Genomic DNA, 12,421 nt, shown 5'->3' with positions numbered 1-12,421 from the left:
GTACCTGCATCCCTACTTGTTGCGTGAACCTCAATGTGGCCAGTTCTACAGGTGTTCACTCCAAGCGTACGTAAAATACACTTTCGTGTCGTGATCCCTTGTTGCGGACCATCCGACAGGCTGTACGGTAGCCGGGCAGAGGGCGAACGGCATGATCGCCTTTTCCCATCCGGACAGATGATGCGGCGTTACCTTTGTGCGTCCACCCTGGCGCCCGCGCTGTGGCTGCATGCAGCCATGGCGCAGGTTCCCCAGCAGATTGTGCCAGGCATCCCGGAGATCGGTACGCCGGAGTTCGTCTATGCGGGGACATCTTCCAGTTCGGGAGGGTCTTCGACCACGACGGCCTATACGGGCGCATGGGGCACGACCGATGCAATGTCCACGCTTCTGGCCCGGTCTTACGGCTCGGATGCCGTGACTGCGGCCGAGGATGAAGGCATCAATCCCGATACCCTGGCGGCTTTTGGACAGATCGAGAGCCATTTCCAGAATGTCGGCAACGCCTCGTCCTCGGCGGAAGGCGTGTGGCAGATCACCAACGGGACATGGAATGAGTATGCCGCGAAACTGGGGCTCAGCGATGCCGACAGGAGCGATCCGGCCGTACAGGCGGAAGTCGCCAGCGCGGTCATAAGCGATTACGCCACATCTGTATCGAAAGCGACCGGCACGAGTGCCACGGCCGCGCAGACCTACGGCGCCTACATGTTCGGAACAAAGGCCGGATCTGAAATCGCAACCGAGTCGGACAGCAGCACGCCATTGAGCAGGTTTGTGTCCGCCAGCACTCTTGCGGCCAACAACATGAGCGGCTGGACGGTGGGTCAGTACTACGCAACCATTTCAAATCGCATGGGAAATGGGGCTTCGGAGCAGGTCATCAGCACATGAAACACTGTCAGGTTTCCGTGCCAAAATGGACACAAAAACGCAAGAAAAACAGCGGTTTACCAAGGTTTCGCTTGTGGTACGGAATGAGTCGGGGCAAGGTGCTTTCGAGCCGCGGGCAGCATAGCCATGCAGACCGGGCACCCGACTGCAGAGGCCCACCGATGACCTAGCCCAGATATGAGAAACCCTGCCTCCCCCGATCGGCAAATCGGAAAAGCCAGGGCACCCCAAAAACCATAGTTCATGTACGAGAAATGCGACAATTTCCTCGTACATGAGAGTCCTGTCGGAACGCAAGACAAAATTGCGAACGGGGATGGTTTGTCCGGTGTCCGGGTCGTGAGGCTCCTGAAAACTTCCTGGTTCCCGGACTTTTTTTGAATGGTGATACACGACCACAGTGATAACGCGCGCCCGATGCGCCGGCGCGGAAAGCGGACCCTTACCCCCGCCATGCTCGACGCCGTGGCCGAACTTGCCGGGCCAGCCCCGGCTTTCCCCGGCAAATTTGACGTTGTGCGCGTCCTGCGCGCGCTCCGCAGGCCACTCGGCCTGAGCCGGAACGCGTTCGAGCTTCTGGTGTGCATGGTCGAGCGCACGGCGACAGGAGACTGGGAGAAAGGGGCGACCCCCTTCATCTATGCCCATAACACCACGCTGCTGAACTGGACGGGGCTGTGCCTGAGCTCCCTGCGCCGAGCCATACGCGATCTGGCCGAAGCGCGCATGCTGACGGCTCATGACGGCCGCAACGGGCAGAGGGGACGGCGCTGGCAGGGCGATGAGGATGCCAGCCGGGTCGGGTTCAGTCTGGCCTCATTACGCTACCGCTGGCCCGGCTTCATGGAGATGCTGGAAGCGGAGCGGCGGCATCGCAGCCAGATCAGGTTCCTGCGCGATGCTATCGCCGACCTTAACGGAGTGATCCGCCAGCGCGCGGAGCAGCAGGGTGATGACGCGGCAATCCTGCAGGCATCCGGCATCATGCGTCGTCGGCTACGCTCTGAATCCATCGAAACACTGAGTGTCTATCATGACGACATGAAAGCCCTCTGGCATCGTCTGGAGGCATGTCCGGTCCCTGTGGATAACCCATCTCCAGATGCCCGATGGACCCCGAAAGTGGCACCCATGGACCCCAATTCCGGGACCCACTATACAGATACAAAAAACAATCTATCCGAGATTAAAGTAGTCAGCGTAGCGGCCACAGGCCGCAATCGCATTAAAGCAATGCGGAGCGCAGCGCCAGCGGATCCAGTCGTCACATCATCCGGACCGGACCTGTCCGCCCTGCGCGGTTTTCGCGCCACATCGACGTTCTATCTCGAAATCTGCCCGCCCCTGCGTGACCTGTGTCCATCCGAAAAACCGACCCAGCCCCAGCTGACGGATGCCGCGGAGTATCTTTCCGGTCAGATCGGCATCACCCATCACGCATGGCAACAGGCCTGCGTGGTCCTTGGCCGCCTGCAGGCGAGCATCACCATCATCATCATGGCCGCCCGTCTCCATCGTGGTGAACCAATCCGCTACCGGGATGCCTATTTTCGCTCCCTTGTAGACCGGGGCGCGCGCAGTGCGCTCTATCTCGACCGAAGCCTGTATGCCCTGCGCGATGCCTGCGCCCGGATGACACGTCCGCCCGGTCCGTCCCGACCTTCATGTCCTGTCGGCCTGCGGCAGTGACGGGCGGTCATGGCCCCATCCCTCTGTGCGTCCCGCGTGACAGGGCGAAACAGGCCGCCGGGACCGGTGCACGATGGGACGCGGGACAACGCTGCTTTTTTTGGGATTCCGGTATCGCCAGCATTCCGGAAAACGGCCCGATCCGGGCGTTCCTGCCATTTCGCTTCCGGCCGGACCGCAGGCCGCCTTATGTGCGGCCGTGGATGGTCCCGCAATCCCTGTGGGGATGGAACCTGCGCGCCATGCTGCGTCGCGAAGACTGGGACAGGATCCGCCGCGATGCTTACAGGCGCGCGGGCTACCGGTGCCGCATCTGTGGCGGTGCAGGCCCTGACCATCCCGTCGAAGCCGATGAAGGCTGGGCCTACGACGACACGCGCTTCGTTCAGGTCCTGAAGGGCGTAATCGCCCTGTGCCCCGATTGCCACGCCGTCCGGCACTGGGGGCGCAGCATGGCGACAGGAAAGGAACAGCATGTCCTGCGCTGGCTGGCATGGATCAACGGGTGGACATACGCCGAGGCCCGTGTATGCGCGGATGAGGCCATGGCGCTGTGGCACTGGCGGAGCGGCCATACCGACTGGACCTGTGATATCAGATGGGTAGAAAAAGTTTTCGGCGTGCGGCCCGTAGCGGATGCCATGGACCGGGCGGCGGCAACGCAGCAGGGTCTGATAGCGTTGGCGCGGCAGTCGCGCGACGGTGAAATGCGCTGATCGAGGTAGAGATGACGGATAACCCCGCTCCCGTAGAACCCATTGCCGATACCCTGACCGTTTCGCGGTTCCCGCTGGAACGCCGTAAGGCGCGGTCGGTCGAGTTCATGCAGATGCTGAGCCTTGAACGCGATGACGTGGCCGAGGTGATGAAGGAGGCCGGGCAGAAGCCGCCCTACGCCCTGTCCAGGTTGAAGCGGGAGGGGGCGCGTGAGGTCCGCTCCCGTCTCAGGGAATGGGACCTGAGCGCCTTCGCGGATGCAGCCGAACTGGAGGACGCCCTGCGAGCCTGGTTCCAGCCCGCCGTGACACTCGCGATCAGCGAAACGGCGGAAGCCCGTGACCTTATCATCCGGGAGCGGCAGATACGCCTTGCCACGAATGTCGAACAGAGGCTCATGGATGCGTCCTACCGGCAGCAGAGGGCGATTGCCGCCCAGCAGGTCAGCGAGACGTGGATCCTGAGTGGCCGGATCATCGGGGGATGGGAAGTCGTTATCGACTATCTCGAACGTTTCCGGGCGGGCAGGCATGTGCGGAAGGTGAAATCCGGGAAGGCGCCCGTGAGCGCACCTGCCCAACCCGAACAGGTCGTGCAGGATGGAAATGTGGTATCCCTGAGTAGCTGGCGGAACAGGAAAAATGGAACCAGCTAGGGGTCTCCTGCCTGTGCCTCCCATAGGGTCCGGGTTAACGTGGCGCGTTGCATTCCAGTATTCGGCGCGGTTCCATAATTACACGATATCGAATCAGTGAAAATCTCGCGACCGAATGGCAAGCGTTTTCTCGGACTGCCCCACCGTCGCCAGCAGCGGCGTCATGTCATCCAGCTCCCTGACAACGACGTGAATGACGTCACCTTCTTTCTGGAGGGTTCCGTGGCAGGCGAGCATGCTGGCCGACAGCACGACACGGCGCTGCCGCTCTATCCGGTCCGGCCACAGGATCAGGTTGGCCATGCCGGTTTCGTCCTCGATCGTAAGGAACATGGTACCGTTTGCCGTGCCCGGGCGCTGGCGCATGATGACAATGCCGGCAATGGTGACGCGCCGCCTGTCCGCAAGGCCAGGGAGATCTCCACAACGGGTAATTCCACGACAGTCCAGTTCTTCACGCACGAAGGCCACAGGGTGGCTGCGCAGCGTCAGACCGGCTGCGTGGTAGTCCTCGACGACATTCTGCCCGTCCGTCATCTCCGGCAGTATGAAAACCGGCTCGACAATCTCCGGTTCCGGGCGGTTGCGATGCCGGTCAGCCGCTGCAAAAAGTGGCATCGGGGTATCTGCCATGGCCTTTATGTCCCATAGGGCGCCCCGACGGTCCCTGCCGAGGGCATGAAAGGCGTCGGCTTCGGCCAGCGCCTGCAGGGCGCGCTGATCCAGCCCGGCCCGCCGCCAGACGTCTTCAGGGCTTTCATAGGCAGAGGAGCGGCATGCCACCAGTTTCGCCGCCTGCTGGTTCGATAGTCCCTTCACCAGCCGCAACCCCAGCCGCACGGCAAGGAGACGCCCTGATCCAGCTTTCTCGAGCGTGCAGTCCCATCGGCTGGCGTTGACGCAGATCGGACGGACCGGAACGCCATGCCGCCGCGCATCCCCGACAATCTGCGCCGGTGCGTAGAACCCCATTGGCTGGGAATTGAGCAGGGCGGCGCAGAAGACATCCGGATGGTGGCATTTGATGTAGGACGAGGCATAGGCAATCAGGGCAAAGCTTGCCGCATGGCTTTCGGGAAAGCCGTAGGAGCCAAACCCTTCCAGTTGCGCGAAGGTGCGCTCGGCGAACTCAGGGTCATAGCCGCGCTCCGTCATGCCATTGACCAGACGGTCCCTGAAATAGGTGACCGTTCCCTCTCCCCTGAATGTTCCCATGGCGCGGCGTAGCTGGTCGGCTTCACCGGGAGAGAAGCCGGCGCAGTGGATGGCGACCTGCATGGCCTGTTCCTGAAACAGCGGCACGCCGAGTGTCTTGCCAAGGATGCGCTCCAGCGCCGGTGAAGGGCAGTCCGGTTTCTGTCTGCCTTCCCGACGCAGCAGGTAGGGATGCACCATGTCGCCCTGTATGGGGCCGGGGCGGACGATCGCCACCTGCACCACCAGATCGTAGAAGGTGCGGGGCCTGAGGCGCGGCAGCATGCTCATCTGCGCGCGGCTTTCGATCTGGAACGTTCCGATCGTATCCGCGCGGGCGATCATCCGGTAGGTGGCCGGGTCTTCGGGCGGAATGGAGGCCATGTCCATCCGTGTGCCCCGCGCGGTCTCAAGCAGTGTGAAGGCACGCCGCATGCAGCCCAGCATGCCCAGACCCAGCACATCGACCTTCATGAAACGCAGCTGATCGATGTCGTCCTTGTCCCAGACGATGATCTGGCGGTCCTCCATCGCCGCGGGCTCGATGGGCACAAGGTCATCCAGCCGGTCACGTGTCAGTACGAAGCCGCCCGGATGGGTGCCAAGCTGGCGCGGGAAGCCGATCAGCTCTCCGGCCAGATGCAGCGTCAGGCGCAGGCGCGGGTCATCAAGGTTCAGGCCCAGTTCCCGCGCCCGGTCCGCAAGCGTATCGCCGTCCGGTGACAGACCGGTCAGATGACGCGATAGGGCAGCCGTGACATCCTCGGGCACACCCAGTGCCTTGCCCACGTCACGTAGCGCGCCCTTCCGGCGATAGCGCATTACCGTAGCACACAGGGCTGCCCGGTCCCGCCCGTAATGAGCGTAGATCCACTGGATCACTTCCTCGCGCCGGTCACTCTCAAAATCCACGTCAATATCCGGTGGCTCCCTGCGTTCCGCCGAAACAAACCGCTCGAACAGGAGGCCGGACCGGACGGGGTCAATCGCAGTGATGCCCAGCACGTAACAGACGGCGGAATTAGCAGCAGAACCACGTCCCTGGCAGACGATGTCCTGCTGGCGGGCATGCCGCACGATCGTGTTGACCGTCAGGAAATATGGCGCGTAATCCAGCGAGGCGATCAGATCGAGTTCGTGGCGCAACTGGGCTAGCACATCATCCGGTGCGCCCGCTGGATAACGGTCTTTCAGATGCGTCCGGACAAGGGCTGCAAGGGTTTCCTGTGGTGTCTGCCCGGATGCGTCGGTTTCATCGGGATACTGGTAGGCCAGATCATCGAGCGAGAAGCGGCACAGCGCGGCAATCTCGGCACTGCGCGCAATCGCGGCCTCATGTCCGGCATAGTCCTCACGGATCTCGCGTTCCGTGACAAGATGTCGTCCCGAACAGGTTTCACGCCGGTCGCCCAGCTGATCGACCGTGCAGCCATGACGGATGCAGCCCAGCACATCCTGCAGGATATGCCGCCCTGTGCTGTGATACAGGACATCGCCGGTTACGACGGGACGCAGGCCCGCCGTCATCGCCATGTCGGCCATGCGGGCGAGACGGGCTGCATCTCCCGGCCGGTACTGCCGGACAAGGGCAACATAACCGGGCAGGCCATTCATGCGGGCATGCGCTTCCATGCGGGCCAGGGCAGCGGAAAGCGTCGTATCGGGTGCATCCGGCAACAGGATCAGGAGCAGGCCCGCACCCTCACGTTCCAGATCGCGCCATGTCAGGGAAAAGCCACCCTTCCCCGCCCGTTTCTTGCCCAATGTAAGGAGACGGCACAGACGGCCATAGGCCTCGCGGTCAGTGGGATAGGCGAGAACCGGCGGCATGTCCTCCAGATCCAGACGGCAGCCGACGACAAGGCGAAGGCCATGTTCGCCCGCGGCCCGGTGCGCCCGAACGATCCCGGCGAGGCTGTTGTGATCCGTGACGCCGATCGCCCGCAGCCCCAGCGCCTTTGCCCGTCCGAACAGTTCGTCGGGATGGCTTGCGCCCCGCAGGAAGGAATAGTTTGTCGCGACCTGGAGCGGGACATAGGCGGGCATCACCTACCCCGCATCCGTGTGCGGATGACGGTGCGTGCTGGTGCTGGGCGCGGGCGATCCGGCCCGCCGCAGGATGACGTAACCACAGCTCTGAAGATAGGCGACAAGACGTTCGGCCGTAATCCGCGCCATCATCTCGTCGGCCGTATGCACCTTGCGGCGCCCGTCATAGCGCAGGCCATGCGACAGGGAGGCTTCGATTTCCTCCAGGCTGGCCGGGCGCAGATCGGGGGGGCTGTCCTGTACCATTGCGCGCTCCTCAGAAAAGACCATGCAGAAACCACGGGCTGGCCGCATCCGGCGTCCCCGCGCAGCGGACGGACTGGAACAGCCAGAACTGGAGGCCGCCTTTTTCCGCCGCGATCCAGTAATTCCGGATGCGCCCGTATTCGCTTGCATCGTGCCACCATTCACCATGCACGCGCTCGGGGCCGTCGCATGCAACGATTCCGTAGGCATGACCGCGCCACACCACCTGCAGCGGCACGCCGACCGCATCCTGCCGGATCATCACCACTGGTTCGGGCGGGTCGAACAGCCGCGCGGGACGTGGCCATTGGCATGACCAGTCGGTGGATTTCATGCAGGGTGTCGCAGGCATCATCACCTGCCGGCGTTCCGGCATGTGGCTTTCAGCCCGTGCCATGCGTACCGGCACGCCGTCGAGTGCAGCCCGGTTGCCAAGCCGGTCAAGCAGCTCTGCATCGCCCGTCTCCTGCGGGGACATGTCTGCAGGCATGCCCGTCACCTGTCGTGCGGCGCGCCGTTCCGACTGCCTGACAATGAGCTGCATCGCCTCGATGCCGAACCCCGGTTCGATTGTCTCGATCCGCGCCCGTAACAGACGCCCCATATGATCGGGGTCGCAGACCGGAGAGGCTGTTCCGATCCGGACTGCCTGCACACTGCCATCCACCCGCTCACACAGAAGGTCGGCCTGCCTTGCGCCCTCCCCCCGCTTTACCAGTTCCATGCATACCGTTTCCACCAGCACTCCGATAACCGTGGCGATGGCGTCCGCCGTGGAGACCGGTTCGAGAAAAGAGCGACGGTCCTGTACTGCATCGCGCGGCAGGACAGGGCGGATCGGTTCCGGTAGCAGTCCAAGCGCCTGATCCAGGCGTCGCATGAGATCCGGGCCAAAGCGACGAACCAGCGGCGCCCGTGGTGCGGTCCGTAGCTGCCTGCTATGTTCCAGGCCAAGCTGGAGCAGACCCTTCACGATTACGGCGTCCAGACGCAGGGCCGCGACCGGCAGAGGATCGAGCGCGGCCGCCTGCCCGTGCTCGGGGATGACTTCCGCCGCCTGGCCGCCCGCATGCGCGAGCGCCCAGGCGCAGCCCGGCGTATCCGCCATTGCACCCCGCACCGTCAGTCCCATGCCCGACAGACGCTCAAGCAGGGTCGTGAGCATGGATGTTTCGCCGCCATGAAGATGTGCGCACCCCGTCGCGTCAATCCAGATGCCATCAGGATCGGTTGCGGATGTCAGCGGCGCACACCACAGGCACCATTCCGCCAGCCGCGACAGCGCCTGCGCGTCGCCATCCCGGTCAGCGGGCGCGACAGCGAGATCCGGCACAAGGGCCTGCGCATGCGCCAGTGGGGCGCCGGGGCTGATTCCGGCCGCCATCGCTGCCCGGTCGACCGCAGCGATCATGTAGCGTCGCCCGTCATGGACGCGCGTCACCAGCGGCCGGGAGGCTGGCAGGTGGCGCAATCCATGTCGGCGCAACCGGTCGGTCGGCCAGTGAGGAAACCACAGCGAGATGATCCGGCGCATGTTCCGTCTCCACGATCCATTCCCCTGCCCTGCCACCCCGATGGCGCAGCAGTTCGACACGCATGCGTGGTCGTCCGGGCCGAAAAGCAACCGGAGCAGACCCGGCCGGATAGGGAGCAGGCCCTACCCGCCAGCGCGTGGAACTGGCTGTGGGGTGCAGGAGGGCAGTATCATCCATCCGCGAGGCGCGACGCAGCAGGAAAGCGGTCTGCCCGGAACCTTCCGCCGCCAGCCGCAGGCGGCGTGACGCCGTCAGGCCAGGCGACCGGTCGAAATCGGTGACGACTGCGGCCAGACCCGTCTCACGCAAAATATCCTCGGTCATGCTGAGAACCCGGTCGGGAGCGGCGTGAAGGCAGATCAGGCGATCGGGAGAAAGTCCGGCCTGAAACAGCCCTTCGGCCAGCAGGTTCAGGCACCCGGTATAAATCCATGCGACAGGGCCGGTCGTGCGCGACAGGATGGTGGCGATCCAGCGGGTCGGGTAATACCCGAGAGACGTGTCTGCCCCCCGGCCCATCACTTCATGAGTCGTGCCCTGTTCCAGACCACCACAAAGATGGGTGTCGATTTCGGTGGCGCCGCAGGCCAGTCGTGCGGCATCATGCGCCAGCACGCCTGACCGCCGTTCGAGCCGCAGGATCTGCGCCCGGAGAACGGCGACGGTATCGTTGTCCTGTGTTCGCGCCATGTTCTCCTCCCTCAAGAGAACACCTAGAGAACACGGAGCGATCTTGTAAAGCGGAAAATGCGTGAGGGGGATCAGGCCTGCGTGTCGGTCGTTGTCTTGCGGCGGGTTTTCCGGGGCTGGGACGGTTTGTCTGCTTCTTCCACGCCAGAATTCTTCCTGGGCTCCCGATCGCGTTTGGGCTGGAATCTGTCCCGTGCCCATGTTTCAGGTTTTTTGCGGAGATCGCTCTTCCCGGCTTCCGGAATTGTGGCACCACTTTTCCCGATAGCCGTCATTGCGACTGCAGCGTCTCCCTTGCGCTGCGTTTTTGAAACCTGTCCGGTGTCGTCAGTCTGCTGGCGTCCCAGTCCCATTTCCCGTGCCAGTTTCGCGCGTTGTTCCGCATAGGCGGGCGCGGTCATCGGGTAGTCCGGCGGCAGGCCCCATTTCCGGCGATACTGTTCGGGTGTCAGCTGGTAGGCCCGCTTGAGATGGCCCTTCAGCATCTTGTATTTCTTCCCGTCTTCAAGACAGACAATGTAATCGGGGAAGACGGAATCGGCGACAGGAACGGCGGCCACCGGCTTTGTGGCCGTCGTGGTGGAAGCAGGCACGCTTGCTTCTGTCCCACTGACAGTGTCTTCCCTCACGGCAGCCATCACAGTACGGATCAGCGTTGGAATGGCACCCGGAGTCAGTACTGTCTGGGGATTGCCGAGATACGCCGAAACGATGCTCGTCATGGCGGTGACGATGGTATGATCGGCCCCTTCAGATTGATCCACTGAAATATTCTCCTGTTCTTTAAGCTCTGGAATTTCGAATACCGTGCCCGAGCTTACTTGCTGGCGCAATCAGCCAGCGTCGGGTACGTATCCATGCATGAGGTCGAGATCAAATTCCGACCCATCTTCCTGGTTCCTGCCACTGGCGCAATGCTTATATTGGGATACCCCATGGCGCAAATGCGCAATAATAGACAAGGAGTGCTATCCACGAAACAGCGGTGACCGACAGCCATGTCCTGCGCTTTCTCAGAACAAGCCCTGCAAGACAGAATATCACCGCGCCAGCGGCCATGATTTCTATCTGAAACTGAAGAAGTGCTTCAGTTGAATAGTATCTGTCCATTTATTCAACATCTCTCGCCCGCTGCCGTGTCTGTGCCGTTCGGGGATTCCAGACGGTGTGTACAGAGAACCTCGTTTCCCCAGGCAATAAAATCTTCCATCCCCTGTCTCGTTGCAAAACCAATGATGACATCGCCATCAATGGTGTCCGAGATCAGTAAACTGCGGCATGCCAACCGCGTGGCATGCTCTACAGGATCCAGATCAGCATCGTCGAACAGGAAGCAGGCAAACAGGACGAAGTGTTCGATATCGAAACCTGTTGCGCGCTGGATAAATGCGTCCCATTCCCGGATGATGTCATCAGTCTTCTGGTCCCGAAACTGCGTCAATGTGGCGACGGAACAGCGGTTAATCGCCCATGAGCGTAGTCCGGTCGTCTGATTGTCACCCATTGGCGTTCTCTTTCCTGATGGCAGCCATCTTATTTTCGCCAGATGCTGCAATTTCGGGACGTCCGTTGGAGCCTGAGAAAAGCGCGACGGCAGACAGAAGCGTATACCGCTCGTGCGACGGAACTGCATCGGTGTAGCCGAGGAGCGCCAGTATCTCGTCAAGCGCCGCGCAGCCAACCTCTTTGGTATCGGGCATAGGATGTGTCCTTCTCCATTTGCTGTATCGCCCGATTCAATGTGCTCTTATCGTTTGTGGGTGCTGGATTGCATTTCTGTCCCTGCTGATATCCACATCAGGGCCTAATGAGACCGGGATCCTCCTCACTTGTGAAAAGTGACTGCCGTCCGATCAAAGAACTTGATATATACCATGCCGTATGCCATGGTGATATATACCATGTCACCTATCGCAGAGGGTGTGATGACGCAGGTCGCAAAAATCTTCAATAATGGCCGAAGCCAGGCGGTTCGCCTGCCGGCCGCTTTTCGCTTCGAAGGCACGGAAGTCTTTATTCGTCGGGACGAGACTTCCGGAGACGTCATCCTGTCGCGCCGACCGGAAAGTTGGGACGGTCTCCTTGCCGCGATCAGGGAAGGTGGCGCGCCGGATGATTTCCTCAATACTTCTGAACGCGCACAGATGCAGGATGATCGCGACCCGTTCGCCGACGTGTCGAAATGAGCGCAGATCTAACAATGTCCTGTATGCTTGACACCAACACGGTGAGTCACATTCTCAAGGGGCATCCCCGAGCATTGGAACGCCTTTCTCAGGTACCTATGGCAAACGTGTGCATCTCCGTCATCACGGAAGGAGAATTGCGTTTCGGCATTTCCAAGCGCCCGCAGGCGATACGGCTCCAGCGGATCGTGAGCGAGTTTCTCCAGCGTGTGGCTGTTGAACCATGGGAATCATCTACGGCCCACGCATATGGCGCCCTTCGCGCTTCTCTGGAAACCTCAGGCAAAGTGGTAGGTGCCCTTGACCTGCTCATCGCTGCTCACGCCCTGGACCTGAATGCCACACTTGTTACCAATGATGCAGGCTTTCGCAAGATCGCCCATTTGAGGACCGAAGACTGGACAGCATACTGACATGCTCACCGGCCTGAAGGCCGATGGTTCTGGTTTGAGCTTGCATCAAGCAGCCCACCCAAGGCTTCCTGCTTCAACGGGCCGCTTGATGCGGTGTCCCTCCACAGGCTTCAACGGGCTGTCCGCCCGCCGTAGAATGTTTTTCGCGGCGTT

The 12,421-nt window shown here is 61.8% G+C and carries 12 protein-coding genes and 1 pseudogene; 6 read left to right on the top strand and 7 right to left on the bottom strand.

Annotation, left to right across the window (positions count from 1 at the left end; translation table 11 throughout):
• The first annotated feature begins 177 nt into the window (after window positions 1-177).
• From CFR79_RS14450 to CFR79_RS14435, 4 genes are all read left to right on the top strand, one after another.
• Window positions 178-894, top strand: coding sequence for a transglycosylase SLT domain-containing protein (locus tag CFR79_RS14450; protein ID WP_110548365.1), 717 nt, complete (start codon window positions 178-180; stop codon window positions 892-894).
• Window positions 895-1,275: 381 nt separating this feature from the next.
• Window positions 1,276-2,583: a replication initiation protein RepC gene (gene repC, locus CFR79_RS14445; protein WP_110548364.1), complete on the top strand. Its 1,308-nt coding sequence runs from the start codon at window positions 1,276-1,278 to the stop codon at window positions 2,581-2,583.
• A gap of 242 nt (window positions 2,584-2,825) precedes the next feature.
• Window positions 2,826-3,299 (top strand): HNH endonuclease, encoded by a 474-nt coding sequence (locus CFR79_RS14440; RefSeq protein ID WP_181417455.1) that lies wholly within the window; start codon window positions 2,826-2,828, stop codon window positions 3,297-3,299.
• A gap of 11 nt (window positions 3,300-3,310) precedes the next feature.
• Complete coding sequence (locus tag CFR79_RS14435; protein ID WP_110548362.1) at window positions 3,311-3,955, top strand: hypothetical protein; 645 nt, start codon at window positions 3,311-3,313, stop codon at window positions 3,953-3,955.
• A gap of 93 nt (window positions 3,956-4,048) precedes the next feature.
• Here the strand turns inward: CFR79_RS14435 and CFR79_RS14430 are convergent, their stop codons facing one another.
• From CFR79_RS14430 to CFR79_RS14400, 7 genes and pseudogenes are all read right to left on the bottom strand, one after another.
• A complete protein-coding gene (locus CFR79_RS14430) occupies window positions 4,049-7,195 on the bottom strand; it encodes an error-prone DNA polymerase (RefSeq protein ID WP_110548361.1) in 3,147 nt (1,048 codons plus the stop codon).
• 3 nt (window positions 7,196-7,198) lie between these two features.
• Window positions 7,199-7,444 (bottom strand): hypothetical protein, encoded by a 246-nt coding sequence (locus tag CFR79_RS14425; RefSeq protein WP_110548360.1) that lies wholly within the window; start codon window positions 7,442-7,444, stop codon window positions 7,199-7,201.
• 10 nt (window positions 7,445-7,454) lie between these two features.
• Entirely contained in the window at window positions 7,455-8,978 is a 1,524-nt protein-coding gene (locus tag CFR79_RS14420) for a Y-family DNA polymerase (protein WP_110548367.1), read from the bottom strand.
• Window positions 8,869-9,669 carry an ImuA family protein gene (locus CFR79_RS14415; RefSeq protein ID WP_110548359.1) on the bottom strand — a complete coding sequence of 267 codons (801 nt, stop codon included), beginning with the start codon at window positions 9,667-9,669 and terminating at the stop codon, window positions 8,869-8,871. Before CFR79_RS14415 ends, CFR79_RS14420 begins: the two co-directional genes overlap by 110 nt.
• Before the next feature lie 335 nt (window positions 9,670-10,004).
• Window positions 10,005-10,391 (bottom strand): annotated as a pseudogene (locus tag CFR79_RS16410) (MucR family transcriptional regulator); the annotation flags it as partial.
• A 392-nt stretch (window positions 10,392-10,783) separates the two neighbouring features.
• Entirely contained in the window at window positions 10,784-11,173 is a 390-nt protein-coding gene (locus tag CFR79_RS14405; protein ID WP_110548357.1) for a hypothetical protein, read from the bottom strand.
• Window positions 11,166-11,369, bottom strand: coding sequence for a hypothetical protein (locus tag CFR79_RS14400; protein ID WP_110548356.1), 204 nt, complete (start codon window positions 11,367-11,369; stop codon window positions 11,166-11,168). Before CFR79_RS14400 ends, CFR79_RS14405 begins: the two co-directional genes overlap by 8 nt.
• 201 nt (window positions 11,370-11,570) lie before the next feature.
• On the opposite strand from CFR79_RS14400, the gene CFR79_RS14395 reads away from it, so the two are divergent.
• Both CFR79_RS14395 and CFR79_RS14390 read left to right on the top strand, forming a co-directional pair.
• Complete coding sequence (locus CFR79_RS14395) at window positions 11,571-11,855, top strand: antitoxin (RefSeq protein ID WP_258373642.1); 285 nt, start codon at window positions 11,571-11,573, stop codon at window positions 11,853-11,855.
• Window positions 11,856-11,878: 23 nt separating this feature from the next.
• On the top strand, window positions 11,879-12,268 hold the full coding sequence (locus CFR79_RS14390; protein WP_258373641.1) for a type II toxin-antitoxin system VapC family toxin: 390 nt from the start codon (window positions 11,879-11,881) through the stop codon (window positions 12,266-12,268).
• Window positions 12,269-12,421: the final 153 nt, after the last annotated feature.

Origin of the sequence: Komagataeibacter saccharivorans (assembly GCF_003207825.1) — a bacterium.
GTDB lineage: Bacteria > Pseudomonadota > Alphaproteobacteria > Acetobacterales > Acetobacteraceae > Komagataeibacter > Komagataeibacter saccharivorans.
The sequence above is the reverse complement of the archived record's forward strand: the minus strand, read 5'-3'. Positions and strand labels throughout refer to the sequence as shown.

What these genes read in the sequence shown, in the direction of transcription:
- CFR79_RS14435 (WP_110548362.1), top strand. Translation starts at nt 3,311, where the DNA reads ATGACGGATAACCCCGCTCCCGTAGAACCCATTGCCGATACCCTGACC.
- CFR79_RS14415 (WP_110548359.1), bottom strand. Translation starts at nt 9,669, where the DNA reads ATGGCGCGAACACAGGACAACGATACCGTCGCCGTTCTCCGGGCGCAG.
- repC (WP_110548364.1), top strand. Translation starts at nt 1,276, where the DNA reads ATGGTGATACACGACCACAGTGATAACGCGCGCCCGATGCGCCGGCGC.
- CFR79_RS14450 (WP_110548365.1), top strand. Translation starts at nt 178, where the DNA reads ATGATGCGGCGTTACCTTTGTGCGTCCACCCTGGCGCCCGCGCTGTGG.
- CFR79_RS14440 (WP_181417455.1), top strand. Translation starts at nt 2,826, where the DNA reads ATGCTGCGTCGCGAAGACTGGGACAGGATCCGCCGCGATGCTTACAGG.
- CFR79_RS14390 (WP_258373641.1), top strand. Translation starts at nt 11,879, where the DNA reads ATGCTTGACACCAACACGGTGAGTCACATTCTCAAGGGGCATCCCCGA.
- CFR79_RS14430 (WP_110548361.1), bottom strand. Translation starts at nt 7,195, where the DNA reads ATGCCCGCCTATGTCCCGCTCCAGGTCGCGACAAACTATTCCTTCCTG.
- CFR79_RS14400 (WP_110548356.1), bottom strand. Translation starts at nt 11,369, where the DNA reads ATGCCCGATACCAAAGAGGTTGGCTGCGCGGCGCTTGACGAGATACTG.
- CFR79_RS14405 (WP_110548357.1), bottom strand. Translation starts at nt 11,173, where the DNA reads ATGGGTGACAATCAGACGACCGGACTACGCTCATGGGCGATTAACCGC.
- CFR79_RS14420 (WP_110548367.1), bottom strand. Translation starts at nt 8,978, where the DNA reads ATGCGCCGGATCATCTCGCTGTGGTTTCCTCACTGGCCGACCGACCGG.
- CFR79_RS14425 (WP_110548360.1), bottom strand. Translation starts at nt 7,444, where the DNA reads ATGGTACAGGACAGCCCCCCCGATCTGCGCCCGGCCAGCCTGGAGGAA.
- CFR79_RS14395 (WP_258373642.1), top strand. Translation starts at nt 11,571, where the DNA reads ATGTCACCTATCGCAGAGGGTGTGATGACGCAGGTCGCAAAAATCTTC.